The 25,322-nt window shown below is 69.7% G+C and carries 23 protein-coding genes; 10 read left to right on the top strand and 13 right to left on the bottom strand.

All coding sequences use genetic code 11. The annotated features are described in order from the left end of the window. Nucleotides 1–9: 9 nt before the first annotated feature. Together QNA09_RS25465 and QNA09_RS25460 are read right to left on the bottom strand one after the other, a co-directional pair. Nucleotides 10–831, bottom strand: a complete 822-nt coding sequence (locus QNA09_RS25465) for a Cof-type HAD-IIB family hydrolase (RefSeq protein ID WP_010596206.1) — start codon at nt 829–831, stop codon at nt 10–12. Nucleotides 832–893: 62 nt separating this feature from the next. Further along, nucleotides 894–1,655: a 1-acyl-sn-glycerol-3-phosphate acyltransferase gene (locus QNA09_RS25460; RefSeq protein WP_010596207.1), complete on the bottom strand. Its 762-nt coding sequence runs from the start codon at nt 1,653–1,655 to the stop codon at nt 894–896. A 174-nt stretch (nt 1,656–1,829) separates the two neighbouring features. Between QNA09_RS25460 and QNA09_RS25455 the strand changes: the two genes are divergently transcribed. Beyond that, complete coding sequence (locus QNA09_RS25455; protein ID WP_010596208.1) at nt 1,830–3,380, top strand: MBL fold metallo-hydrolase; 1,551 nt, start codon at nt 1,830–1,832, stop codon at nt 3,378–3,380. A gap of 29 nt (nt 3,381–3,409) precedes the next feature. Here the strand turns inward: QNA09_RS25455 and QNA09_RS25450 are convergent, their stop codons facing one another. Next, nucleotides 3,410–4,384 (bottom strand): membrane protein, encoded by a 975-nt coding sequence (locus tag QNA09_RS25450; protein ID WP_010596209.1) that lies wholly within the window; start codon nt 4,382–4,384, stop codon nt 3,410–3,412. 11 nt (nt 4,385–4,395) lie between these two features. Further along, nucleotides 4,396–5,574, bottom strand: coding sequence for an MFS transporter (locus tag QNA09_RS25445; RefSeq protein WP_048774114.1), 1,179 nt, complete (start codon nt 5,572–5,574; stop codon nt 4,396–4,398). A gap of 162 nt (nt 5,575–5,736) precedes the next feature. Between QNA09_RS25445 and QNA09_RS25440 the strand changes: the two genes are divergently transcribed. Further along, complete coding sequence (locus QNA09_RS25440; protein ID WP_371851047.1) at nt 5,737–6,156, top strand: PaaI family thioesterase; 420 nt, start codon at nt 5,737–5,739, stop codon at nt 6,154–6,156. 31 nt (nt 6,157–6,187) lie between these two features. Next, nucleotides 6,188–6,580 (top strand): hypothetical protein, encoded by a 393-nt coding sequence (locus tag QNA09_RS25435; RefSeq protein ID WP_010596213.1) that lies wholly within the window; start codon nt 6,188–6,190, stop codon nt 6,578–6,580. Nucleotides 6,581–6,683: 103 nt separating this feature from the next. On the opposite strand, the gene serS is transcribed toward QNA09_RS25435, so the two are convergent. Both serS and QNA09_RS25425 read right to left on the bottom strand, forming a co-directional pair. Beyond that, entirely contained in the window at nt 6,684–7,946 is a 1,263-nt protein-coding gene (gene serS, locus QNA09_RS25430) for a serine--tRNA ligase (RefSeq protein ID WP_010596214.1), read from the bottom strand. 42 nt (nt 7,947–7,988) lie between these two features. Beyond that, complete coding sequence (locus tag QNA09_RS25425; protein ID WP_017681157.1) at nt 7,989–8,378, bottom strand: ankyrin repeat domain-containing protein; 390 nt, start codon at nt 8,376–8,378, stop codon at nt 7,989–7,991. A 48-nt stretch (nt 8,379–8,426) separates the two neighbouring features. Between QNA09_RS25425 and QNA09_RS25420 the strand changes: the two genes are divergently transcribed. Both QNA09_RS25420 and QNA09_RS25415 read left to right on the top strand, forming a co-directional pair. Continuing rightward, entirely contained in the window at nt 8,427–9,503 is a 1,077-nt protein-coding gene (locus QNA09_RS25420; protein ID WP_017681156.1) for a septum formation family protein, read from the top strand. A 13-nt stretch (nt 9,504–9,516) separates the two neighbouring features. Beyond that, nucleotides 9,517–9,855, top strand: coding sequence for a metallopeptidase family protein (locus QNA09_RS25415; RefSeq protein ID WP_017681155.1), 339 nt, complete (start codon nt 9,517–9,519; stop codon nt 9,853–9,855). 262 nt (nt 9,856–10,117) lie between these two features. Here QNA09_RS25415 and QNA09_RS25410 read toward each other — a convergent pair whose 3' ends face one another. The 4 genes from QNA09_RS25410 to QNA09_RS25395 all read right to left on the bottom strand — a co-directional run bounded on the left by QNA09_RS25410 (nt 10,118) and on the right by QNA09_RS25395 (nt 16,471). Next, on the bottom strand, nt 10,118–11,446 hold the full coding sequence (locus QNA09_RS25410) for an MFS transporter (protein WP_308072145.1): 1,329 nt from the start codon (nt 11,444–11,446) through the stop codon (nt 10,118–10,120). Nucleotides 11,447–11,472: 26 nt separating this feature from the next. After that, nucleotides 11,473–13,794 (bottom strand): cytochrome P450/oxidoreductase, encoded by a 2,322-nt coding sequence (locus QNA09_RS25405; RefSeq protein WP_308072144.1) that lies wholly within the window; start codon nt 13,792–13,794, stop codon nt 11,473–11,475. A gap of 250 nt (nt 13,795–14,044) precedes the next feature. Continuing rightward, on the bottom strand, nt 14,045–15,472 hold the full coding sequence (gene rox, locus QNA09_RS25400) for a rifampin monooxygenase (RefSeq protein ID WP_308072143.1): 1,428 nt from the start codon (nt 15,470–15,472) through the stop codon (nt 14,045–14,047). A 327-nt stretch (nt 15,473–15,799) separates the two neighbouring features. Next, nucleotides 15,800–16,471 (bottom strand): IclR family transcriptional regulator, encoded by a 672-nt coding sequence (locus QNA09_RS25395; protein WP_040271453.1) that lies wholly within the window; start codon nt 16,469–16,471, stop codon nt 15,800–15,802. A 135-nt stretch (nt 16,472–16,606) separates the two neighbouring features. Between QNA09_RS25395 and QNA09_RS25390 the strand changes: the two genes are divergently transcribed. After that, entirely contained in the window at nt 16,607–17,386 is a 780-nt protein-coding gene (locus tag QNA09_RS25390) for an acetoin reductase (RefSeq protein ID WP_248957416.1), read from the top strand. A 31-nt stretch (nt 17,387–17,417) separates the two neighbouring features. Further along, nucleotides 17,418–17,543: a hypothetical protein gene (locus QNA09_RS25385; RefSeq protein ID WP_272942274.1), complete on the top strand. Its 126-nt coding sequence runs from the start codon at nt 17,418–17,420 to the stop codon at nt 17,541–17,543. 172 nt (nt 17,544–17,715) lie between these two features. Here QNA09_RS25385 and QNA09_RS25380 read toward each other — a convergent pair whose 3' ends face one another. Beyond that, a complete protein-coding gene (locus QNA09_RS25380; RefSeq protein WP_237713785.1) occupies nt 17,716–18,222 on the bottom strand; it encodes a CGNR zinc finger domain-containing protein in 507 nt (168 codons plus the stop codon). 46 nt (nt 18,223–18,268) lie between these two features. On the opposite strand from QNA09_RS25380, the gene QNA09_RS25375 reads away from it, so the two are divergent. From QNA09_RS25375 to QNA09_RS25365, 3 genes are all read left to right on the top strand, one after another. Then, complete coding sequence (locus QNA09_RS25375) at nt 18,269–19,192, top strand: AEC family transporter (protein ID WP_010596223.1); 924 nt, start codon at nt 18,269–18,271, stop codon at nt 19,190–19,192. Between the two features lie 455 nt (nt 19,193–19,647). Then, on the top strand, nt 19,648–20,994 hold the full coding sequence (locus QNA09_RS25370; protein WP_099528119.1) for an MFS transporter: 1,347 nt from the start codon (nt 19,648–19,650) through the stop codon (nt 20,992–20,994). Between the two features lie 70 nt (nt 20,995–21,064). Continuing rightward, nucleotides 21,065–22,606 (top strand): acyl-CoA synthetase, encoded by a 1,542-nt coding sequence (locus QNA09_RS25365; RefSeq protein ID WP_248957415.1) that lies wholly within the window; start codon nt 21,065–21,067, stop codon nt 22,604–22,606. 386 nt (nt 22,607–22,992) lie between these two features. Here the strand turns inward: QNA09_RS25365 and QNA09_RS25360 are convergent, their stop codons facing one another. Continuing rightward, nucleotides 22,993–24,222 carry an acyl-CoA dehydrogenase family protein gene (locus QNA09_RS25360; protein WP_248957413.1) on the bottom strand — a complete coding sequence of 410 codons (1,230 nt, stop codon included), beginning with the start codon at nt 24,220–24,222 and terminating at the stop codon, nt 22,993–22,995. 24 nt (nt 24,223–24,246) lie between these two features. After that, the gene (locus tag QNA09_RS25355) at nt 24,247–25,308 is read right to left on the bottom strand and encodes a phosphotransferase family protein (protein WP_010596228.1); all 1,062 of its coding nucleotides are present in this window, start codon (nt 25,306–25,308) and stop codon (nt 24,247–24,249) included. Between the last annotated feature and the right edge of the window lie 14 nt (nt 25,309–25,322).

The following is a 25,322-nucleotide window of genomic DNA, read 5'->3' as shown; positions in this document are numbered from 1 at the left end:
ATCGATCCGTCACCGCCACCAGCGCTCGAGGATGCGGGCCACCCCGTCCTCGGTGTTGGTGGCGGTGACCTCGTCCGCGGCCGCCTTCGCGTCCGGATGCGCGTTCTCCACCGCGACCCCGTGCCGCGCCATCGACAACATCGGAATGTCGTTGGGCATGTCCCCGAACGCGACGATCCCGTCGGCGGCCACCCCGAGGTGTTCGGCCATCAGATGCAGGCCCGACGCCTTGGTCACCCCGGAGGCGGAGATCTCGATCAGGCCGTTGTCCGTGGAATAGGTGACGTCCACCATGCCGCACAGCCGCGGAGCCAGCGCCTCGGCCATCTCGTGGCTCGTCGCCGACGCCAACCGGATCAGCAGCTTCACCGCCGGCTCGGCGATCACCTCGTGGTCGGCGAGCTCGGTGTTGTCCGGATTCAGCCACGCATGCTCGTAGCCGGGGGCGCTGACGAACTGCGGTGTCGCGGCGTCGTGGGCGCTCGCCCCGATCCGCTCGGCGGCCAGACCGCAGCCGGGCAGCACACTGTTGGCGACGTCGGCGACCCAGGCCAGTTCGTCCGCGGACAGCACGGCGGCGCTGAGAACGCGGTCGGCGGCACTGTCGTAGAGCACCGCACCGTTGGCACACACCGCCAGGGGCGCGAAGCCGAGTTGCTCGACCACCGGCGGGATCCATCGCGGGGGACGACCGGTGGCCAGGACGAACGGCGTCCCGGAGGACACCACGGCCTGTACTGCCGCGCGGGTCCGGTCCGAGACGCGCTCCTCGTCGTCGATGAGGGTGCCGTCGACGTCGGTGGCAACCAGGCTCGGCAGATCTCGTCTCACTTCGCCATTGTGCCGGTCCGCCACAGCGCGGCGCATCCGGGAGTCACCGCGCCGTAGGGCCGTCACCCGTCGGTGCCGGCATCCTTCTGCGCGCGGCGGGCCTTGCGTGCGGCGGTGTCGGCGTCGTCGAGCGCGGTGGCCTCCGCGAGCGTCGGAGCGGTGCCGCCGAGCCGCACGGGCACCCAGTAGGCACCGGGCTCGTGCACGTAGCTGCTCTGCAACTCCCGCAGCATGCTTTCCATCCTGCTGTGCAACTCCGCAGTCAGCTCCGACGCCGACTCGTACGGCCGGATGGGCTCGCCCACCGCGATGGAGATGGGCGTCTTCGTGCGGCCGAGCCGCTTCGGGTGGCCCTTGGTCCACACCCGCTGCGACCCCCACAGGACGACCGGGATGATCGGGACGTTCGCCTCGATCGCCATCCGCGCGGCACCGGTCTTGAAGCCCTTGATCTCGAAGCTGCGGCTGATCGTGGCCTCGGGGAACACGCCGACCAGCTCACCGGCCCGCAACGCGTCGACGGCGGCGCGGTAGGAGTCGGCGCCGTCGGCCCGGTCGACGGGGATGTGCTTCATCGCCCGCATCAGGGGACCGGAGATCTTGTGGTCGAAGACCTCCTTCTTCGCCATGAACCGGATGTAGCGCTTGGAGGTGCGGGCGGGCAGGCCCGCGTAGGTGAAGTCCATGTAGCCGACGTGGTTCATGGCGATCACCGCGCCACCGACGGCGGGGATGTTCTCGGCGCCGGTGACGGTGAACTTCAGTCCCTGCGCGGCGAAGACGGTCCGGGCGAGGCCGATGACGGTCCGGTAGAAGGGTTCCACAGTCGGTCAGAGTAGCCGGATCGGCGCCCGCGGGCTTCGCCCGATGTCCGCGGGCCCGCCCGATTCGGGATCAACGGCCCGTATCCGGCCCGGGTTCACCGCCTGGGCGAGGCGCCCCACCGGCGTCCCCCTACCCTTGGGGGTACGTCGGTCAGCACGTCAGGAGGCAACGAAGTGCAGATCACCAGCGTCGGACACGCCGGGTTCCACATTCAGACCGAAGCGGGATCGATCCTGTGCGACCCGTGGGTCAACCCCGCGTACTTCGCGTCGTGGTTCCCCTTCCCGGACAACACGCAGCTGGACTGGGGTGCGCTCGGCGACGTCGACTACCTGTACGTCTCGCACCTGCACAAGGATCACTTCGACCCGGAGAACCTGAGCAAGCACGTCCGCAAGGACGCGACGGTGCTGCTGCCCGACTTCCCGGTCCCGGACCTGCGTCGCGAGCTCGAGAAGCTCGGGTTCACGAAGTTCCTCGAGACGACCGATTCCGTCAAGCACACCGTCAGCGGGCCCGAGGGCGACCTGGACGTGATGATCATCGCCCTGCGCGCACCCGCGGACGGACCGATCGGCGACTCCGGTCTCGTCGTCTCGGACGGCGAGACCACGGTGTTCAACATGAACGACGCCCGCCCGGTCGAGATGGACACGATGCTCGAGTCCTTCGGGAAGATCGACGTCCACCTGCTGCAGTACTCGGGCGCGATCTGGTACCCGATGGTCTACGACATCCCCAAGCGCACCAAGGCGAACTTCGGCAAGCAGAAGCGCCAGCGCGGCATGGACCGCTGCCGCAGCTACATCGACCAGGTCGGGGCGACGTGGGTGGTCCCGTCGGCCGGTCCGCCGGTGTTCCTCGACCCGGCGCTGCGCCACCTCAACGACGACCACGGCGACGAGGGCAACATCTTCCCCGACCAGATGGTCTTCCTCGAGCAGATGCGCCTGCACGGCAACGACGGTGGCGTGCTGATGATCCCCGGCTCGGTCCTCGACGTGCACGGCAGCGAGTCGATGACGCTGACCCATCCGATCCCCGACGCCGACGTCGAGAAGATCTTCACCGACAAGGCCGCGTACATCGAGGAGATGGCCCAGCGCCTGGCCCCGGTGCTCGAGGCCGAGAAGGCGACGTGGGCCCCGGCCGAGGGTGAGCCGCTGCTCGGTCCGCTCAAGGCGAAGTTCGAGCCGATCATGGCGCAGTCCGATCTGATCTGCGACGGCATCGGCTACCCCGTCGGCCTGGTGATGGGCGACGAGACGGTCGTGCTGGACTTCCCCAAGCGGGTCGTCCGCGAACCCATCGAGGGAGAAGGCAAGTACCGCTACGGTTTCCGCATTCCTCCGGAGCTGGTGCGCACGGTCCTGCGCGACGACGAGCCGGACTGGGTGAACACCATCTTCCTGTCCACCCGATTCGAGGCGTGGCGGGTGGGCGGCTACAACGAATTCCTGTACACGTTCTTCAAGTGCCTCACCGACGAGCGGATCGCCTACGCGGACGGCTGGTTCGCCGAAGCCCACGACGATTCCGCGTCGATCGAGCTGGGCGGCTTCGAGATCCAGCGCCGCTGCCCGCACCTGAAGGCGGATCTGTCGAAGTTCGGCGTCGTCGAGGGCACCAGCCTCACCTGCAACCTGCACGGCTGGCAGTGGGACCTCGTCACCGGTCGCTGCAAGACCTCCCGCGGTCACGAGCTGCGCTCCCGCAAGCTCTGACCCCTCGCGCCGCGTGTGGTGACCGAATGTCACATCGGGTCGATGCGATCGAAGCGATGTGACATTCGGCCACGACCCAGGGCGGGGACGGCGAGCACCAGCGCCCCCGACGCGACGAGCGCGAACGGCCACCACTGCCGCTCCCCGGTCGTCGCCCCCGTCGTCACGACGTCGGGCGACGAGGCGGCCGGCGACTTCGGCAGCGCGGCCGTCGCCTCCCGCACGTTGTCGGAGACTCCCTCGATCACCCCGGTGACCGGACCCACGCCGGCCACGAGCTGCCCGGTGCCGTCGACGAGTTGCCGGCCGCCGTCGTCGAGGAGCATCAGTCCGTCGCGCAGCTGCCGCGAGCCGTCGGCAGCCTGCATCATGCCGGCGACGAACTGCGCGTTCGGGTCACTCAATTCGTAGGCGAGCTGCCGCGCACCGCCGCGCAACTGCTCGAGCTGCGCGAGCGTCTCCGGCCCGAGCCCCTCGCTGTCCAGCCGGCCGACGAGCCCGTCGAGCCGGGCGGCGGCCTCCTGGGACACCGCGTCGGGCGAGCGCCGCAGGGTGCCGGCGACGGCCGTCAGCTGCTCGGTGACGCCCGCCTGCATCTCCCCGAAACCGGCGAGCCGGTCGACGACCTCGTCGACGCCGCCGCTGACCTGGGTCGCACCGTCGCCGAGCAGGTCCACCCCGCCCTGCAGCTGCCCGAGCCCGTCGGCGAGTTGCTGCCCGCCGGCACTGGCCTGCGCGAGTCCGTCGGCGAGCTGGTGAGCACCGTCGTCGAGCTGCCGGCTGCCGTCGGTGAGCTGCCCGATTCCGCCGCCGAGCAGAGCGAGCGGCAGTCCGGCCTGCTGCAGGTTGTCGCGGGTGTCGGTGAGCGGGTCGCCGGTCGACGGGGGCGGCGCCTCGGTCGTCGTCGCGACGGTGGGCGCATGGGCGTAGGCGAGGGCACTGCCGGTGCCGATCAGGCCGAGACCGGCGGCGACGAACAGGACGGGAAGGAGACTGGCACGCACGGCGGAGGACCCTAGTCCGGCGATCTGAGAGAGCTCTGAGACGGCGGCAGCCACCGCACCGCGGCGGCGGCCAGGCCGAGCAGCGGCACCGCCCATGCCGCGAGCACCGCCGACAGCGGCAGCCATACCGTTCCCAGCGCGAATCCGGCGTAGACCGCCACGGACACGACCTCGCCGACGACGCCCGACACCGACGTCACGGTCGCGCGGGCGGTTCCGCTCATGGTGTCCTGCATCCGCGCCTCGGCGACGATCATCGCGTTGTTCAGGGCGCCGTAGCCGATCCCGATCGCCACGAAGCCCGCCACTCCGCCGAGCGCGGCCCCCGTTGCCAGCAGCAGGCCACCGACGGCGATCACCGCACCCATCGCGCGGCCGGTCGTCGCCGCCGTGCGACCGGCGGTCGCGGCGCCGAGCACCTGTCCCGCCACGGTGATCGCCACCAGCGCCGGCGCCGCGGACGTGCTCGCCCCGCCCTCGCGCGCGAGCAGCGCGAAGTACTCCTCGAAGGCGAGGCACGCCGACAGCAGCGCCGCGAGCAGCACCGCGCGGCGGACGCCGGCGCTGCGGCGCGCCTCGGCCGTCCCGGCATGCAGCACCGCGCGGTAGCGAGTTGCGAAACTGCCCGGAACGAAACCGGTCTCGTCCGCCGAGGTGTCGCGGGGTGCGGACGGCAGGGCGAGCACGAGCAACCCGTTGGCGACGGTGATCCCCACCGACAGCCATCCGACGAGCGGATAGCCGCCGAGCGCGAACAGCGGTGCGGCCGACAGCGTCGCGACGAGAACGCACATCGTCTCACCGGCGTTCGCATAGCCCAGCACCGCCGGGAACCGGTGTGCCGCACCGCGGGCGGACAGTTCGTCGTACACCAGGGCCTCGAAGGTCCCGGACTTCAGCGATTCGCTGATCCCCCACGCCACGAAGCCGGCCGCGAACCCCCAGTAGCCGGGGAACAGCAGCCAGAGGGCGAAGCCCGCGGTGAACAGGGCCGAGCTGAGCAGCAGCAGACCGCGGCGGGACACCGTGTCGGCCCACGCGCCCGACGGCACCTCCGCGACGAACGCGACGACGGACCACAGCACGAACAGCGACGAGATCTCACCCGTGCCGAGGCCGTGGTCCTCGAAGAGCAGGGCGTACACGCCGTAGAGCGGCACGAGTTCACGGGTGGCCGCATACGCCACCACCCGGAAGGTCGGAGCGGAGCCGGATCAACATCGATGTCGCATGGCTCCAGCGTGGCACGCGCGGACGGGTTTGTCACCGCGCGATACGGTCGGCAGGTGACCGAACGCCAGCGCACCTACACGTGGGACGACCCCGCCCCGACGTCCGCCGCGAACCGCGACATGCACGGCCTCGACTTCCTGCGCGGACTGATCGACGGCTCCATCCCGCACCATCCGACGTCGCGCACCCTCGGCTTCCGGGTGACCGAGGCCCGGGAGGGCTGGGTGGAGGTGAGCATGGAGCCGCAGGAGTTCCACGCCAACGCGGTGGGCAGCATGCACGGCGGGGTGATCGCGACGATGTTCGACACCGCCATGGGCTTCAGCGTGTCGAGCACGCTCGAGGCCGGTGTCGGATACACGACGCTGGACCTGCAGGTGCGGTATCTGCGCGGCATCCAGGCGGGCAGCGGCGTCGTGCGCGTGCACGGCATCTGCGAGTACAGCGGCCGTCGCACCGCGACCGCCCGCGGGGAGGCCCGCGACGAGAACGACCGGTTGCTCGCGACCGCGTCGACCACGTGCCTGATTCTGCGCTGACAACCGTCGCCGGACCTGCACACTGAAGAACATGAGCGTGGAACGCACCGCACTGGACCGCTTCTTCACCCTCTACGGGGAGGCACTCGCCGGGTTCGACGCCGAGGCCTCGGCCGCGCTGTGGGGGGAGCCGGGCACGATCCTCACCGATTCGTTCGCCGGATCGCTGCCGACCCGGAAGGAGATCACCGAGGCCCTCGCGCAGAGCAACCAGACCTACCGGGAGCACGGTCTCGCCGATGTGGGGCACGAGTTGCTCGACCTCTCCCCGGTCACCGAGAAGATCGTGCGGGCCCGGGTGCGCTGGTCCTTCCGGGATGCGAACGACAGTGTGATGGGCACGAGCGACTACGAGTACCTGCTGCGCGACGATCCGGAGGGCCTGCACGCGTACGTGGCCGTCGGCTGCGACCCGGGCAGCTGAGCCCACCCGCCCCGCCCTCCGTGGCCGAATGTCACATCGGTTCGGTCAGATCGACGCTATGTGACATTCGGCCACCACCACCACCCACACGCAGGGGGACGGCTCACGCGGGCGGTTCGAGCACCTCACGCCCGACGAACGGCACGAGCGCCGACGGGACGCGCACGGACCCGTCGGCCTGCTGGTGGTTCTCGAGGATCGCGACGAGCCAGCGGGTGGTGGCGAGGGTGCCGTTGAGGGTGGCGGCGATCTGCGGCTTGCCGTTCTCGTCGCGGTACCGGACGCCGAGGCGGCGGGCCTGGAAGGTGGTGCAGTTCGAGGTGGAGGTCAGCTCCCGGTAACGCTCCTGGGTGGGCACCCATGCCTCGCAGTCGAACTTGCGGGCCGCCGACGAGCCGAGGTCGCCGCCGGCGACGTCGATGACCCGGTACGGCACCTCGATCGCGGCGAGCATGTCGCGCTCCCACGCGAGCAGCCGCTGGTGCTCGGCGACGGCGTCCTCGGGCTTGCAGTAGACGAACATCTCGACCTTGTCGAACTGGTGGACCCGGATGATGCCGCGGGTGTCCTTGCCGTAGCTGCCGGCCTCGCGGCGGAAGCACGACGACCAGCCCGCGTACCGCTTCGGGCCGCCCGACAGGTCGAGGATCTCGCCGGAGTGGTAACCGGCGAGCGGCACCTCCGATGTGCCGACGAGGTACAGGTCGTCGTCGGCGAGGTGGTAGATCTCGTCGGCGTGGGCACCGAGAAAGCCGGTGCCCTGCATGATCTCCGGGCGCACGAGCACCGGGGGGATCATCATCTGGAAGCCGTTGGCGACGGCCCGCTGGGCCGCGAGCTGCAGCATGCCGAGCTGCAGCAGCGCGCCGTAACCGGTGAGGAAGTAGAACCGGGCGCCGGAGACCTTCGCACCCCGTTCCATGTCGATCAGCCCGAGGGACTCCCCGAGGGCCAGATGGTCCTTCGGTTCGAAGTCGAAGGTGGGCAGCTCGCCGACGGTCTCGAGAGTGACGAAGTCGTCCTCCCCGCCCGCGGGAGCGCCCTCCTGCACGATGTTGGAGATCGCCATGTGCGCGCGCCCCAGGGCCTCCTCGGCGGCGTGCTGCTCGGCCTCGAGCTTCTTGACGTTCGCGGCGAGTTCCTTCGCGCCCTCGAGCAGCGCGGGCCGTTCCTCCGGGGAGGCCTGCCCGACCTTCTTGCCCAGTGCCTTCTGCTCGGCACGGATGTTGTCGCCGGCCAGCACCGCAGCGCGGCGGGCGGCGTCGGCCTCGAGCAGCGCGTCGACGAGACCGGGGTCCTCGCCTCGGGTGCGCTGCGAGGCACGGACGACGTCGGGATTCTCGCGGAGGAACTTGAGGTCGATCACGAGGTCACAGCCTACTCGGCGACGCCCCGGGCCGAGGCCGGCCTACTGCGCCCACAGCTGCAGGCAGTCCTCGCGTTCGAACATCTTCGCCGAGTCCACGGCGCTCGGATGCCCGGCGTGCGGGTCGGCTCCGGCCTCGGTGAGCACCCGCACGACGTCGATCGCCCCCTTGAACACCGCGCCCGCGATGGGCGACTGCCCGCGGTCGTTGAGCCGGTCGACGTCGGCGCCCCGTTCGATCAGGGCCCGCACCGCGTCGGCGTGTCCGTGGTAGGACGCCAGCATGAGCAGGGTGTCGCCCTTCTCGTTGCACAGGTTCACCGGCACTCCGGCGTCGATGTAGGCGGCGAGGGTCTCGACGTGCCCGGCGCGGGCGGCATCGAACAGTCGCTGCGCGATCTCCTGGACTTCGGGATCGATGGGCTCCGTCATGCCCACCGAAGTTACCCGGGGCGGCGCGCACAGGCATGATGGACGGTGATGGCCGAGGAGAGTGAGCAGCAGTCCGACCGGACGACACCGTCCGCCTCGCGGGTCCGGCGTGCCCCGTCCGCGAAGCTGACCCGTCGCGCCCTGATGCTGGTCGCCGCGGGCGCGGTGCTCGCGGCCGTCGTCACGGCGGTGGTGGCGGGATTCGGCGGGTCCGACGACGAACCCGGCGATTCGACCAGTGCCGTCGTGACCACCGGCGCGGTGGCCGGCGAGGCCTTCGGCACTGCGGTCGCCGGGGACTGCCTGACCTGGACCGAACTCGATGCGAGCGACCTCGCGAAGGTGGACTGCGCCGAGTCGCACCTGTTCGAGGTGGTCGAGGACATCGATCTGAGCGTGTATCCGGGCGCCGAGTGGGGTCCCGGGTCGCGTTTCCCGTCGGTGCTGCGTTTCACCGAGCTGCGCGACGAGCTGTGCGCACCGGCCGCGATGGATTATCTCGACGGCCGGTTCGATCCGCACGGCAAGTTCAGCGTGGGCCTGATCAACCCCGGGGAGGCGGGCTGGGCGGCCGGCGAGCGGACGCTGCGCTGCGGCCTGCAGTTCTCCTCCACCACCGGCAACCTGCTGCCGATCCAGGGCAAGGTCGCCGACCAGGACCAGTCCAAGGTCTGGGACGTGGGCACGTGCATCGGCATCAACAACGGCGTGCCGGCGGATCCGGTGGAGTGCGCCCAGCCGCACGCCTTCGAGGTGATCTCCGTGGTGGACCTGTCCGGGCAGTTCCCCGGCGGTCTGCCCAGCGTCGAGGACCAGGACCGGTACCTCGAGGGGACGTGCACCGAGAACGCCAACGCCTACCTGGGCAGTCCCGACGCGCTGCGCAACAAGACCCTCACGCTGTTCTGGGACAACCTCGACTTCGACAGCTGGCTCGCGGGCAGCCGCAAGGTCAACTGCTCGGTGGGCAAGCAGGTCGAGGGCGGCGGATTCGCGTCGGTCACCGGCACCGCCAAGGGCGACATCCTCATCGACGGCCAGCCGCCGGTGCCGCCGCCCGCCGCGCCCGAGGGCCGCTCACTGCCGACCCCGCTGCCGGGCGCAGGTCCCGTGCCGGGCTCCTGAGGTGAGGGCACGAATGGGCGACGAGCGGTTCGAGGAACTCGTCGGCGAGGCCCTGGATCTGATCCCCCCGGAACTCGCGCGGGCCATCGACAACGTCGTGGTGCTGGTCGAGCCCAGAAACGAGGAAGAGCCCGACCTGCTCGGGCTCTACCACGGGATCGCGCTCACCGAGCGCGACAGCCACTATGCGGGGGCGCTACCGGACACCGTGACCATCTACCGCGACGCGATTCTCGACATCTGCGACTCCGACGACGACGTGGTGCACGAGGTCGCGGTGACGGTCATTCACGAGATCGCTCACTACTTCGGAATCGAGGATGCTCGTCTGCACGAGCTGGGGTGGGGCTAGTGGCCCCGTACCGCGGTCCCGTCGCGCCGTACTTCGGCTTGCGTTGCAGAAAGTGCGGACTGATCGTCGAAATGATCAGCAGGGCGAGCGTTCCGATGATCACCTCTGCGACGACGATGTAGACGAAAGCAATACCGACGATCTTCGCGATCTCTTCCATGTGTCGATCACCTCCGGTCCGACCGTACCGCGGGACGGCCGTCCGGACGGGGTAACCGGCAGTGCCGTTGCCGGGCCTCCGCGGCCCGGCAGCGGCGGCCGGTCACTCGATGCGGTCGAGATCGACGCCCTTGGTCTCGCGGCTGCTCAGCACCGCGACGACGGTGATCATCATGGTCACCACCAGATACGCGACGACGGTCCCGACCCCGAACCGGTCGACGAGCCAGACGGCGATGAAAGGCGCGGGCGCACCGGCGATGATGGACGAGCCCTGGAACACCAGCGAGGATCCGGCATACCGGTACCGGGTCGGGAACAGCTCGGTGATCCAGGCGGCCTCGGGACCGGCGAGAGCGCCGTGGAAGAAGGCGCCGACGCAGACCCCCACCCACAGCATCGGCACGCTCTGCATCTGCACGAGCCAGAAGAACACGGGCGCCCACACCACGAGCACCACGGCGGGGACGAGCATCGCGACGCGGCGGCCGACCCGGTCGGACCAGCGGCCGCCACCGATCATGCCGACGAACTGGAACACCGACGCGAAGGTCACGGCCAGCATCACGTCGCCCCGGGCGAAGCCGTGATAGGTGGTGGCGTACGCGATGACGAAGATCGTGTACACGTAGAACGCGATGTTCTCGCCGAGCCGCATGCCGATGCCGATCAGCACCGGGCGCGGACGGGACAGCGCTTCGACGATGCTCGACCGGGGCTCGGGGCGGTCCGCCGCGGCGGCCTGCGCCGCCCGGAAGACCGGGGACTCCTCGACGCCGTGCCGGATCCAGAAGCCGATGACGAGGAGGGGAACGGCGAACAGGAATGCGATCCGCCAGCCCCATGCGTCGAACGCGTCGGCCGGAAGCAGCAGCACCAGAGCCGAGACGACCACTGCGGCGAGCACGGTCCCCGACGGCGCGCCCGCCTGCGGCCACGACGCCCAGAAGCCGCGACGCTTGGGCTCGCCGTACTCACTCACCAGCAGCACCGCCGCACCGAATTCACCGCCGAGCGCGAAACCCTGGATCATGCGCAGCGCGACGAGCAGGACCGTCGCCCAGATGCCGATCTGTTCGTAGGTCGGCAGCAGCCCGATCGACGCGGTGGCCGTACCGAGCATCACGAACGTGATGACGAGCATCGGTTTGCGGCCGAACCGGTCACCGAGATGACCGAAGACGATGCCGCCGAGCGGCCGGGCGATGAAGCCGAGCCCCTGGGTGGCGAGGGCGAGCAGCAATTTGGTGATGCCGTCGGATCCGGGGAAGAACAGAGGTCCGAGGACGGTGGCGGCGAGGATGCCGTAGATGGCGAAGTCGTACCACTCGAGCACGGCCCCGGCCATGCTGCCGGTGAGGACCCGCTTGAAGCTGCTGCGTGGCGCGTCCGGCGCGGTGCGCACGGCGATCGGGTCGAGCGTGGATCCCATGGCGGGTCCCTTTCGGATCGGGTGAGTCAGAGTCGGAGGGTCAGTCGGTCGCCGCAGGCACGCGAGCAGCAGGTCATCATCTGCCGGTTCGCCGCCCGCTCGGCCTTGGTGAGCACGGTGTCGCGGTGGTCGACCTCGCCGTCGAGGACGGTGACCTCGCAGGAGCCACAGAGGCCTTCCTCGCAGTCGCTGGGCACGTCGATGTTGTTGGCGCGCAACGCGTCGAGGACGGTCTGGGTGGACTCGACCCGCACGGTGAGTCCCGAGTCGCGCAGGTCGAGGTCGAAGGCGTGCTCGACGTCCGGGTCGAGTGCCGTGAGGGTCGAGGTGAAGTACTCGACGTGCAGCGCACCGTCGGGCCAGTGCCGGCTCGCGTCCTCGAGTCCGGCGAGCAGCCGTCCGGGCCCGCACGCGTAGATCTGGGTGCCGGACACCGGCGTCGCGAGGAGGGCGGCGAGGTCGACCCGGGTGCCTTCCGCCGAGACGTGCAGGGCGGCGCGGTCCCCGTGCCCGGCGACCCGCTCGAGATAGGCCATCCCGGAACGGTTCCGGCCGCAGTAGTGCAGTTCGTAGCTCCACCCCCGGGCGCGGGCGTGGTCGGCCATCGCCAGGACGGGGGTGATGCCGATGCCGCCGGCCACGAACACGTAGTGCTCGGCGTCGGGGTCGAGCGCGAAGTGGTTCCGGGGCCCGCGAATCCGGAGCGATCCCCCCACCCGGAGCTGTTCGTGGACGTAGCGCGAGCCACCGCGGCTCTCGGGGTCCAGCAGAACGGCGATCTCGTAGGTGGGCGCGTCGGGCGCACCGCACAGGGAGTACTGCCGCGACAGCGCACCGAGGTCGACATCGATGTGGGCGCCAGGAGTCCACGCGGGCAACGCATTTCCTGCAGGAGCCCGTAGGACGACGCGCAGCACGTCGTCGGCGATCCGGTCCAGGCGCTCGACGGTGACGGTGCGTGACACCGACCGGGTGGAGGGCTCGCCGATGGTGACGGGATGCTGCCGTTGCAGCACCGCCGGGTCGGTGCGCTCGGGGTTCGCCTGCGGATCCCACTGCACCCACACGTGATCGGGACCGCGGAACGAGGTGTTCGGCAGGTAGGTGAACTCCTGATCGGGTACGAGTTCCATGTGGGGAAGCCGCGTGGTCAGTTCCTCGAGGAAGATCTGCATCTCCATGCGGGCCAGGTTCTTGCCCATGCACTGATGGCTGCCGTACCCGAAGGTGAGGTGGTCGCTCGAGTTCGGGCGCCGGATGTCGAACTCGTCGGGACGGTCGAAGTGCCGCTCGTCATGGTTGGCGGAGGCGTTGACGACGAGCAGCTTTGCGCCGGCGGGGATGTCGACGTCGCCGATGCGGGTGTCGGTGGTGGCCACCCGTCGCCACGCCGCGACCGATCCCGAGTGGCGCAGGCACTCCTCGACGGCGTTGGGGATCAGCGACGGATCCGCGCAGATCTCCTCCCACACCGGGCGGTTCTCGAGCAGCAGCTTGAACGCGTTCGCGGACGCGTTGGCCGTGGTCTCGTGCGCGGCGACGATGCCGGCCATCATCATCGAGTGCAGGTAGGAGTCGGTGACGACGTCCGGCATCTGCTGCTGCATGCGGATCCCGTAGGGCATCCAGCCGTGCCCCGAGGGGTCCTGGCGCATCTTCTCGAGCACCGTGCCCGCGTACTGCCAGAACCTGCCGACCGCCTCGGCGACGGCGACCTGCTCCTCGGGCGCGGGGCGGCCCCAGGTGTTCACGGTGTGGGCGATCGAGTACTTGCGCATCGTCGCCATGTCCTCCTCCGGCACGCCGAGGAAGTGCAGGGCGACGGTGAGCGGTACCTCCCACAGCATCTCGTCCACCAGGTCGGCCTTGCCGGATTCGACGAAGCGGTCGACGTATTCGCGCGTGAGCCGTCGCACCATCGCCTCGTGGTGCGCCAGTTCCTTCGGGGTGAACGGGTCCATGAGTGCGCGGCGGCGCGGCATGTGGGCGGGCTCGTCCTCGTTCACGAGGGTCCGGGCCATGGCGTAGTCGTAGCGGGCGAGGGTGGCGGTGGCCTCCTCGGAGACCGGGGTGATCTTCTCGAGGGCGATGGCCGGTGAGAACACGAGGTTGTCGCGGAACACCGCCTTCACATCCTCGTAGCGGGTGACCACCCAGTAGCCGAGTTCGGGGCTGTAGAACACCGGCTCCTCGTCGCGGGACCAGCGCAGCGACTCGGCCGGATCGGCCTGGTACGCGGGCCCGAACGGATCGAACGCCGCGGCGTTCGCCGACACCGGGCAGCCGCCGGTCAGGGCCGTGTGATCGACGGGGCACGCGGACGCCGACGCCGGAACTGATGCACTCATACTGACACCGAAAACCTCTCCACCTGCACTGTTACTTTTATCGAACAGTTTCGTCCTCTATGAGGACAAGGAGCAGAGTAAGGGGCGTCACAGAGGAGGTCAAGCCGCAGCGGCGGTCACATCCGGCGGACTCCACTAGAGGGAACACGTCTCTCCCCCGCGCCCGGCAACCTGTGCCCGACACCGGAACCCGGCAAACCGGACGTCCCGAAAAATACCCGCTCGGCCGGAAACAGCCACGATCGCGCCCTCAGCCGGCGGCGGCACCGAACCACTCGGACAGCCGCCCGAGCAGATCCTGCTGGTCGTCACCGACCCATGCCACGTGGCCGTCCGGCCGCAGCAGCGCCGCGGGCACGTTCGGTTCCTCGCTGACGTCGACGACGTGGTCGACCCGATCCGCCCAGCCCGCCACCGACAACCGGCCGGTCCGATCGAGCAGCAACCCACGGCCGCCGTGCATCAGTTCGTAGAGACGGCCTCGCTTCAGCGCCACGTCCCGCATCCGCCGGCCGAGCAGCTCGTGCCCGTCGCCGAAGTCGTAGCGGACCCCGACGGCGGTGATCATCTCGGTGATGTGCCGGTTCACCTCCGCCAAATCCATCAGCTCGGAGAACAGTTCCCGCAGCGCGGTCGCGCCCGGATCGGTTCCCATCAGCGCGATCTGCGCGCGGGTGTTCGCCAGCACGCGCGCCCCCACCGGGTGCCGCTCGGCGTGGTAGCTGTCCAGCAGCCCCGCCGGCGCCCAGCCGTCCACTGCCGCAGCCAGTTTCCAGCCGAGGTTGAACGCGTCCTGGATGCCGAGGTTGAGTCCTTGCCCGCCGGTCGGCGGATGGATGTGCGCGGCGTCGCCGGCCAGCAGCACCCGGCCGACCCGGTAACGCTCGGCCTGCCGGGTGGCGTCACCGAAGCGGGAGAGCCAGCGCGGCGAGTGCGCACCGAAGTCGGTGCCGGCGATCGCCCGCAGCTGCTGCGTGAACTCCCCGAGGGTCGGTGCGGCCGCCCGGTCCTCGCTCACCCCGTCGGCGGGCACGACGACGCGGTACATCCCGTCCCCGAGCGGTGCGGCGCCGAACCGCAGCTGGGTCTTACGGACTTCCGCGACGACGGCGGCCACCGTCGCCGGGTCCTCGGTCATCCTCATCTCCCCCAGCAGCGTCTCGACCCTGCTGGGCTCACCGGGAAAGCCCACGCCGAGCAGCTTGCGCACCGTGCTGCGGCCGCCGTCGCAGCCGACGAGGTACCGCGAGCGCAGCCGAGCGCCGTCGGCCGATTCGACCGTCACCCCGTGATCGTCCTGGCTCAGCCCGACCACCTCGCAGGCGCGCCGGATCTCGGCACCGAGTTCGAGGGCACGCTCGTCGAGCAACCGTTCGGTGACCGGCTGCGGAGTGGCGAGGCCGTACGGGTGCGCCGTGTCCAGCCGGTCCGGCCAGGGCTTGACGATTCCACCGAAAAGACCGCCGACCCGGAACTTCTCGCTGACGGCGAGGAACCGGTCCAGCAGGCCGCGCTGGTCCATCATCTCGACGCTGCGCGCGTGCAGACCCTGCCCGCGCGACTGCCCGCTCGGTGCGGTCGCCTTCTCGAGCACGAGCGTGCGCACGCCGTGCAGCCGCAACTCGGAGGCCAACATCAAGCCGGTCGGTCCACCGCCGACGACGATCACATCGATCATGAAAACCCCGTTCACTGGTTGAATTTCGGCCACCCCTCCACGCGGGCCGGCGGCCCGCCCGGCGTCCCGCGCCCGCAGATCCCCACCGGCGGCGCGACTCCCCCGGGATCACGTCCGGTCACACCTGCGAATCCCCACTTTCCGCAGGTCCCGGCTTCGACTGACGATTCTGCAGCACGACGGGGGCCTTGCGGCAAGGCCCCGTGCGCGATATACGTTGAAAGGGGCAGGGAGTCGAAGGCATCCCGGCCGTTCTTTCTCCCGCCCCGCGTTCGATGTGCACCGGAGTACCGTCGATTCCCGGACTCGTGCCCGGCAGCGGGGGTATCAGTCGGTGAGCAGAACGCTCAGGCGCGCTGCCGCGTCCTGGACGGCGAGCGCCGCGGCGTCGACGTCGAGACCGGCGATGGCCACCACCCCGACGCTGCATTCGAGACCGGCCCCCCGGGGCGCGCGCACCCCGGCAGCGACACCCACGGCGCCGCGTTCGAGCTGCCCACGGGTGACGCTGTAGCCGAGCTCCCGGGCCTGCTTCACCGCGTCGGGGTCGCGGGCGTCCTCGGGCCGCAGCGCGAGGATCGCGATCCCGGCCGCACCGCGGTCGAGCGGGTGCCGGTTGCCCACCCGGTAGCCCACGTGCAGGAGCGCTCCCTCCGGCTCCGCGACGAGGATGACGATGCACTCGTTCCCGTGCGCGGCGGAGACGAAGGCCGTCGCCTGCGTGCGCTCGGCCAGGTCGTGCAGCACCGGGCCGGCCGCGTGCTGGAACTGCGGCACGAACCGCGACGAAAGGACGGCGGCACCGGCGCCGAGCCGGATCCGGCCGTCGTCGGCCCGCACGACGAGCGAGTGGGTTTCGAGCGTGGCGACGATCCGGTAGCAGATCGCCCGCGCGATCTCGAGCTCCTTGGCGAGGTCCGCGACCGTGATTCCGGCGGGTGACCGGGAGATGAGGTCGAGCGCGCGCAGACCACGATCGAGCGTCTGCAGCGTACTCATGGCTTCCTCCGTCCGTCCGGATCCGACCCTACCGGCGCGGGCATCGCGCCCGATGCAGCGCATTGCAACGCTTGAGCGCCGCGTGCCGCACTGATTGCCTTCGAGTGACACAGATCACTACGAACGGGAGTCGGCATGAGCATCGAAGGCAAGGTCGCGCTGGTCACCGGGGCTGGACAGGGCATCGGACGGGCGATCGCGCTGCGACTGGCATCCGACGGTGCGGCCGTCGCACTGCTCGATGTCGACGGCGGCAAGCTCGCCGCGGTCGAGGACGAGGTGCGGGCGGCCGGCTCGAAGGCGGTCTCCGTTGTTGCCGATGTGACCGACCGCGAGCAGATCCGGGCCGCCGTCGACCGGACGGAGGCCGAACTGGGCGGGTTCGACATCATCGTCAACAACGCCGGCATCGCCCAGGTCAACCCGATCGCCGACGTGACGCCCGAGGAGGTGTCGCGGATCATGGCGGTCAACGTCGAAGGCGTGCTGTGGGGCATCCAGGTCGCCGCCGCCAAGTTCCGCGAGCGCGGGCACGGCGGCAAGATCGTCAACGCGTCCTCGATCGCCGGTCACGAGGGCTTCGCGATGCTCGGGGTGTACTCCGCGACCAAGTTCGCCGTCCGGGCGCTCACGCAGGCGGCGGCCAAGGAGTACGCCTCCGACGGGATCACCGTCAACGCCTACTGCCCCGGCGTCGTCGGCACCGACATGTGGGTCACCATCGACGAACGCTTCGCGGCATTGACCGGGGCACCGAAGGGAGCGACGTTCGAGAAGTTCGTCGGCGGCATCGCGCTCGGCCGGGCGCAGACACCGGAGGACGTCGCGGCCTACGTCTCCTACCTCGCGGGCCCGGACTCCGACTACATGACCGGGCAGTCCGGGCTGATCGACGGTGGCCTGGTCTATCGGTGACCCGAACCCGCTGCACCGGAAGGACATTCCCGTGTTGACCAGAACGGTACGGGCACTGGCGGTTCCCCTGCTCGTGTTCCTCGACCACATGCTGGCGCCGAAGCACTGCCCCGAGCTGTTCGAGCTCTCCGAGCAGCTCGCGGACCGACCCGACTGATCGGCGCGACCGGTGCCGGTTCGCCGCCGGACCTCGCCGCGCCTTACCGCCACAGGCCGGCGAGGTCCGGCGTTTCCGCCGGTCCGGGAAGACCGGCGCGTAATGCTCGTACTGCGTCGACCGATTGCGTGACGATGTGGCCGCGCACGAGTCGCGCCGTCGGAACGAGTGTTCAGTGGGACTTCCTGGCTCGGTGGCGGCGCACCGCGTCCGCATTACCGCAACGGGCACTGCAGTACGCCCGGCGGCCGTTACGGCTGGTATCGACGAACACAAGACTGCATCCCGTGTTCGCGCATGCGCCCAGCCGTCCCCCCTCGGCCTCGACGGTGAAGATCGCGAGCCCGCCCGCGGTGACCGCCGTCACGCGCCCGACGACGTCGTTCTCGTCCGGCGTGAAATGCAGATGGGGACGGCGGTTGTCGTGAGTGGTGAGGTACACGCTGGCTACCCCGTCGAGCAGCAGGGCGTTGATCGATCGGCAGCGTTGCTCCTCGTCGGGTGCCACGAACACCGTCCGGAGCCGGGTCGACCACCGGCGCAGCGTCGGCAAGTCGCTCTCGCCGACATCCGACCACCGGATCGCGTGCCCGCGAAGCACCGCCTCGACCTCCGGGACGGTCCACACGCCCCGCGCCTGAAGGTTCACGAGGTCCGCGGCCAGCAGCGCGCCGGTCATGTTGTCATGGTTGAACTGCACTGACCGATTGCATCACGGTGGTCGCGTGCACCTGGTCACCACCGCCGTCCTTCCTGTCGTTCTCGTCCTCGCCCTGGGCGCTGTCCTCCGTCGCCGTGTCGTCACCGACGCCGGCTTCTGGCGTGGAATGGAGTGGCTGAGCTACCACGTGTTCACGCCTGCGTTGTTCGTCGAATCGATCGCACGGACCTCGCTGCGGGAGGTCTCGCCGGTTCCGTTGCTTCTCAGCCTGTCGATCCCGGTCCTGGCCGTGTCGATGCTGCTCGTCGCCCTGCGTCGACCGCTTCGGGCCGAGGGGCCGCAGCTCACCTCGCTGGTGCAGGGAAGCATCCGCATCAACACCTACATCGGACTGGTGTTCGCCTCGGCGCTCGAAGGCACCGCCGGGGTGGCCGCATTCGCACTCGCGGCCTCGGTGATGGTTCCGTTGGTCAACGTCGTCTCGGTCACCGCGCTGTCGTTCTTCGGTGCCCGCGATCACGAGGCTGCGACGACGAGTACGTGGCGCCACCTGGCCACCAATCCCTTGATCCTCGGATGTCTCGCGGGCTTGACGCTCAACCTCACCGGAATCGGGTTGCCCTCGGCGATCGCGGTGCCGGTCGAGATGCTGGCAGAACCCGCACTCCTCACCGGCACGCTCGTGGCAGGGGCGGCGATCACTCTTCGGGTGCGGCTGCGCGACGGCCTCGACATCACCATCGCGTCGACGATCAAACTGATCGCCCTTCCTCTGGCTGCCGCAGCCCTCGCGAGTGCGCTGGGCTTGACCGCCGCGGCCCTGACCGCCGTCGTGCTCATCTGCGCCGTCCCCACCGCGCCCTCGGCGTACATCCTCGCCGGCCGCATGGGGGGCGACGCGCAACTGATGGCATCCATCACCGGAGCACAGACAGTCCTTTCCACGGCGACTCTGCCCCTGGTCCTGCACCTGACCACAGCGACGTGACCCAGGGCCTGCAACGACGTGACGCGTGAGCGCAGCACCGCGACCGCCGGAAGCGACATGCCCGCCCAATGATCGCCGACGGCGAGACACCTCGCGGCAACGTCCCCGCCCGCGCTTCCAGTCTGGCCGAGTAAACAGTCGGTCGGCTGAGAACACGAAGCTTTCATTAGAGAATCCGACCCCATCCACGCGCCCTCGCACTGTTCGCGCCCACGAGGACGGGGAGTTGCCCCGGTCACCGCCCCTTCGGCAGCTCCCAATGCCATCCGACCAGTTCCAGGCGGTGCGCCACCCGCGCCAGGGGACGCCGGCCCCGCGAACCCCCTCGCCGGAAAGCTCCCACCAGTGCGTCCCCGCGCCCCGACACGAGTTTGACTTTGTGCGGCGCGTCACATAACTTGTCGACTGCTAACCGAACGATCGATTGGCTACATACGTTCGCAGGAAGGGCAGCCATGGCCACCCCCTCGGTTTCACAGGCGCAGGAGACGACGCCCGGCGCTCCACAGCACGCCGCCCCGCAGAACACGCGGCGGGCGGCCCGTAAGGCCGCGTTCGCCGCAGCGGTGTCGACGTCCCTCGAGTGGTACGACTTCTTCATCTATGCCACTGCCGCGGCGCTCGTGTTCAACAAGACGTTCTTCGCCACCGGCAGCGAGGTCGTGGCCGCGCTCAATTCGTTCGCCACGGTCGCCGTCGGTTTCGTCGCCCGCCCGATCGGCGGGATCGTCTCGGGCCACTTCGGCGACAAGTACGGGCGCAAGCCGGTGCTCGTGACCGCCATCCTGCTCATGGGTGTCGCGACCACCCTGATCGGCTTCGTGCCGAACACGTCGATCACCTGGCTCGCTCCCGCGATGCTGGTCCTGCTCCGCATCTGCCAGGGCCTGGCCGTCGGGGCGCAGTGGGGTGGCGCGGTCCTGCTGGCCACCGAGTACGCTCCGGCCGATCGCCGCGGCTTCTACGGAAGCTTCGCCCAGCTCGGCATCCCGATCGGCGTGGTGATGGGTAACGCGGTCTTCCTGGCGGTGGCGTGGGCGGTCTCGCCCGAGGCGTTCACGTCGTGGGGCTGGCGCGTGCCGTTCTGGATCAGCCTGTTCATGCTCTTCGTCGCGTTCGCCATCCACCGCTACCTCGAGGAGACCCCCGAGTTCCAGCAGGTCGAGGCCAAGCTCGCGGCCGCGCCGGCCCAGCGACGTTCCCCGGTCCTCGAGGTCCTCCGGCACAACAGTGGCACCGTGCTCATGGCGGGCGGCACCTATCTGGTCGGCATCGTGATGTTCTACATCACCATCACCGGCTCGGTGCAGGTGGCTACGACGAACCTCGGCATCGCGCGCTCGGACGTGCTGGCGATCATCCTGATCGCCGCGGGCGTCCTCGTACCGATGGTGCCGCTGACCGCCTACCTGTCGGACCGCTACGGCCGCAAGCTGATCTACGGCATCGGCATCGTCGGCATGGGCCTGTGGGCCGTGCCGATGTGGCTGCTCATCGGGGCGTCCTCGTCGGGCGACATCCTGCCGTTGGCCGTCGCGCTCATCGTCTCCTGTGTGGTCATGTCGTTCCAGACCGGACCGCAGGCCGCCCTGTTCGCCGAGCTCTTTCCGCCGGAGATCCGTTACTCCGGAGCATCTCTGGGATACCAGGCCGCGGCGATCCTCGGTGGCATGGCGCCCATGGCGATGGTCGCGCTGATCAACGGGGAGGTCGCCAACCTCTGGCGCGTGGGTCTGCTCATCGCGGCGCTCTCGGTCCTCGCCCTCGCCTGCCTGGTGGCCCTCGCCCGTCGTCGGCACTGAGCTCGTCGTCGCCACTGAGCTCGTCGTCGCCACTGAGCTCGTCGCCCACCGAACGAACCCTGGAGAACCCATGTATCCCGGTGCCTATCTCGACACCGCTGCACACAAGCCCGCCGTGATCATGGCCGACACCGGCCGGACGGTCACCTTCGCCGAACTCGAAGCCAATTCGATCCGCATCGCCCGCCACCTCCGCGCGCTGGGACTGTGCCGCGGCGATCATGTCGCGGTGCTCGCCACCAACACACCCCGGGTGTTCGACATCTACTGGGCGGCGATGCGGTCGGGTCTCTACGTCACGATGGTGAACTGGCATCTCACCCCCGGCGAGGCCGCGTACATCGTCGACGACTGCGGCGCGAAGGCCGTGATCGTGGACGCCGCGCTCACGGAGATCGCCGGTGAGCTCCCTGCCCTGCTGCCGAACACCGAGCACCGCCTCGGCTTCGGCGGCACGCTTCCCGGGTATGCCGACCTGGATGCGGCCGCAGCTGCCGAGTCCGACGTGGCACTTGCGGATCAGCCGCGGGGGACGGACATGCTCTACTCGTCGGGCACCACGGGCCGCCCCAAGGGCATCAAGCCCGCCCTGCCCGACCGCCAGGTCCACGAACCCGGCGACACGATGACCGCAATGAATGCCTCGGTGTGGGGCGTGAATTCGGAGACCGTGTACCTGTCCCCCGCACCGCTGTACCACGCGGCGCCGCTGCGCACGTGCGCCGCGGTGCAGGCCCTCGGCGGCACGGTGGTCGTGATGGACCGCTTCGATGCCGAGAAGGCCCTCGAGTACATCGAGCGGTACCGGGTCACCTACAGCCAGTGGGTGCCCACCATGTTCGTGCGCATGCTCAAACTGCCGGAGGACGTGCGCTCCCGCTACGACGTGTCCAGCCTGCAGGTCGCCGTGCACGCCGCAGCCCCCTGCCCGATCGAGGTCAAGCGACAGATGATCGCGTGGTGGGGTCCGATTCTGTCGGAGTACTACTCCTCCACCGAACTCAACGGCCTCGCCCTGGTCGGCACGGACGAATGGCTGCGTAAGCCCGGAACGGTGGGCCGGGCCGCGCTCGGGATCGTCCACATCTGCGGCGAGAACGGCGACGACCTGCCCGCGGGGCAGATCGGCACGATCTACTTCGAGCGCGACGTGCTGCCGTTCGAATACCACAACGCGCCGGAGAAGACCCGCGATGCCCAGCACCCGCGCCACCCGGCGTGGACAACGACCGGCGACGTCGGTTACCTGGACGAGGACGGGTACCTGTTCCTCACCGACCGCGATTCGTTCATGATCATCTCCGGCGGGGTCAACATCTACCCGCAGGAGATCGAGAACGCGCTCGTCGAGCACCCCAAGGTCCTCGACGCCGGCGTGATCGGGGTGCCCGATGCCGAGATGGGTGAGATCGTGACCGCGGTGATCCAACCCGCACCAGGCGTCGACGGCGACGACACGCTCGCCGCCGAACTGGCCGACCACCTCCGCGGCCGCCTCGCCAAGTACAAGCTTCCGCGCCGGATCGTGTTCAGCGACGACATGCCCCGCACACCGACAGGCAAACTGGTCAAGCGCAAGTTGAAGGAGCGCTTCGTCGACACTCCGGTGTGACACAGGACCGCGAATCCTATCGACTACGAATATGATTCGGCCTGCCTCTCGTTGCGAGCGGCAGGCCGAATCGTCGGTTCGAGGTCGCGTCCCAGCCGGTTCGGCACCCCTTGCAGATCGCCGGACGCGTTCTCGGCGAGCTGCGCACCAGCAGTCCGGTGCGCGTGGTGGATCCGGCCGGCATCGTCGCCGCGATGGGGGTGTGATCGCGCGACCCCTCTGACGGGCACTACCTGCCCGGGGCGCTGGTCACCGCACCTACGTGCACGGGGCGCTGTTTCACCGCCCCTGCGTGCACGGGGCGCGTCCATCCGAGCGGCCGAGGCACCTGCACGAGTTGCTCCGGAGCGTCCGGGGATTTGTCGACTGGGCGCTCCCAGGTGGCCCTATCCGCGCACCTCGTGCAGCACCGGGGTGGCGGCGAACTCGGCGCGGGCGAGGGACCGGCGATGCACCTGGTCGGGGCCGTCGGCGATCTGCAGGAACCGTGCCTGCGAGTACAGCATCGCGAGCGGAGTGTCCTGGGACAGGCCCGCACCGCCGAAGATCTGGACGGCGCCGTCGACGATCTCCTTCACCGTCTGCGGCACCAGCACCTTGGCGGCGGCGATATCGTGCCGGGCGGCCTTGGCGCCCTCGACGTCCATCCGCCAGGCAGCCCGCAGCACCATCAGCCGAGCCGCATCCACCCGGATGCGTGCGTCGGCGACGGTGGCCTGCACGACCCCTTCGTCGGCCAGCGGCCTGCCGAATGCGACGCGGGTGCGCGCCCGCTCCGTCATCAGCGCGACGGCGCGTTCGGCCATGCCGATCAGGCGCATGCAATGGTGGATCCGGCCCGGACCCAGGCGGGCCTGCGCGACGGCGAAACCCTGGCCGCGCGGGCCGAGCAGGTTCTCCTTGGGCACCCGCACCCGGTCGAAGACGATCTCGCCGTGCCCGCCCTCGTGCCGGTCGTCGAATCCGAGCACGGTCGTGGAGCGGACGATGTCCAGGCCCGGGGTCTCCATCGGGACCAGCACGATCGAGTGCTTCGAGCCGGCGGGTGCGTCGGGGTCGGTGACGCCCATGACCATCGCGACGCGGCAGTCCTCCCGCAGTGCGGCGGTGGACCACCATTTGCGGCCGGTGAACACCCACTCGTCGCCGTCGTCGGCGATCTCGAGGCGGACGTTGCTCGCGTCCGAGCTGGCGACGTCGGGTTCGGTCATCGAGAAACAGGACCGGATCTCACCTTCCAGCAGGGGGCCGAGCCACTGCTGCTTCTGAGCGTCGGTGCCGTAGCGGGCGAGCAGCTCCATGTTCCCGGTGTCCGGCGCCGCGCAGTTGAGCGCCTCCGGGGCGAGATGCGGGCTCCATCCGGTCAATTCGGCCAGCGGAGCGTATTCGCGATTGGTCAGGCCGGCCCCGCCTGCCTCGGGGAGGAAGAGGTTCCACAGCCCCTGCCGCTTGGCGGAAGCCTTGAGGTCGGCCATGATCGGCGGGGCACCCCAGTAGTCGGGCTTGCTCGCCAGTTGCTGCGCTGCGATCGGCTCGGCCGGCAGGATGCGTTCCTGCAGGAAGCCGGTGAGCCGGTCCTGCAGTTCGCGGACCTTGGGGCTGTATTCGAAATCCATTGTTCCTCCGGTTCGAGTGGTCGCCTAGCGGCGCAATGCGGGAAGGGCCGAGGTGGCGGCGAGATCGAGGGCGCGCCGGAGCAACGGTCCGACCATGTCGGCGATGCCGTCGAAGCCCTCTCCCACCGTCTCGCCCCGGTCGTGGCGAGCACCGATACCCTCGAGGATCACGGCGATCTTGAAGTCGGCGAAGACGATGTACCAGTCGACGTCGGCGAGGTCGATGCCACGCGCGCCGGCGTAGCGTTCGAGCAGCTCCGCGCGGGTGGGGAAGCCGTCGAGGGTGGCGAGGCCGCGGGTGATGGGGTTGGGTGTCGCACCGGGAACGTCCCAGAAGCTCAGCATGATTCCGATGTCGGCGAGGGTGTCGCCGAGAGTGGCCATCTCCCAGTCGAGTACGGCGGCGATACGTCCGCGGTCCTGCGGCGCGGCAAGGACGTTGTCGAGTTTGACGTCGCCGTGGACAATCCCCGGGTGGCGGGTCTGCGGCAGCGCGCGCCGGAGCTTGTCGAGCAGCACCGCGACCTCGGGCCGGTCGACCCTGCGGGACGCCTCCCACTGCTTCGCCCACCGGCCGAGCTGGCGCTCGAGGTAGCCGTCCGGGCGTCCGAAGCTGCCGAGCCCGACGGTGCCGGGGTCGATGTCGTGCAGCGCCGCGAGCGTGTCGGCGAGCGAGAACCCGAGGCGGCGGCGTTCGTCCGGGGTGAGGGCCGAGGCCTGGTCGACGGTGCCGACGGCCACACCGTCGACGAGTTCCATCAGGTAGAAGGTCGCGCCGAGGATGCTCTCGTCCTCGCACAGGTGCACCGCGCGGGGCACCGGCACGGACGTGCCGCCGAGGGCGTCGATGACGGTGAACTCGCGCCGCATGTCGTGCGCGCTCGGCAGCACGTGCCCGTACGGCGGTCGGCGCAGCACCCATACGTGCTCGTCGTCGGCGAGGCGGTAGGTGGGGTTGGAACGGCCACCGCCGATGAGGGAGGCGGTCAGTGCCCCGGAGACTCCACCGTCGAGTACGCGCTGCAGGTGGGCGGTCAGGGCGTCGAGATCGAGGCCGGCGACGGCGCCCGCAGGCGATGCAGTCATCGCGGATTCCTTCC

This window comes from Rhodococcus sp. AH-ZY2, from assembly GCF_030916465.1.
Taxonomy (GTDB): Bacteria; Actinomycetota; Actinomycetes; order Mycobacteriales; family Mycobacteriaceae; genus Rhodococcus; species Rhodococcus ruber.
Note: the sequence above shows the minus strand (reverse complement) of the source record. Positions and strands in the feature narration are given on the sequence as shown.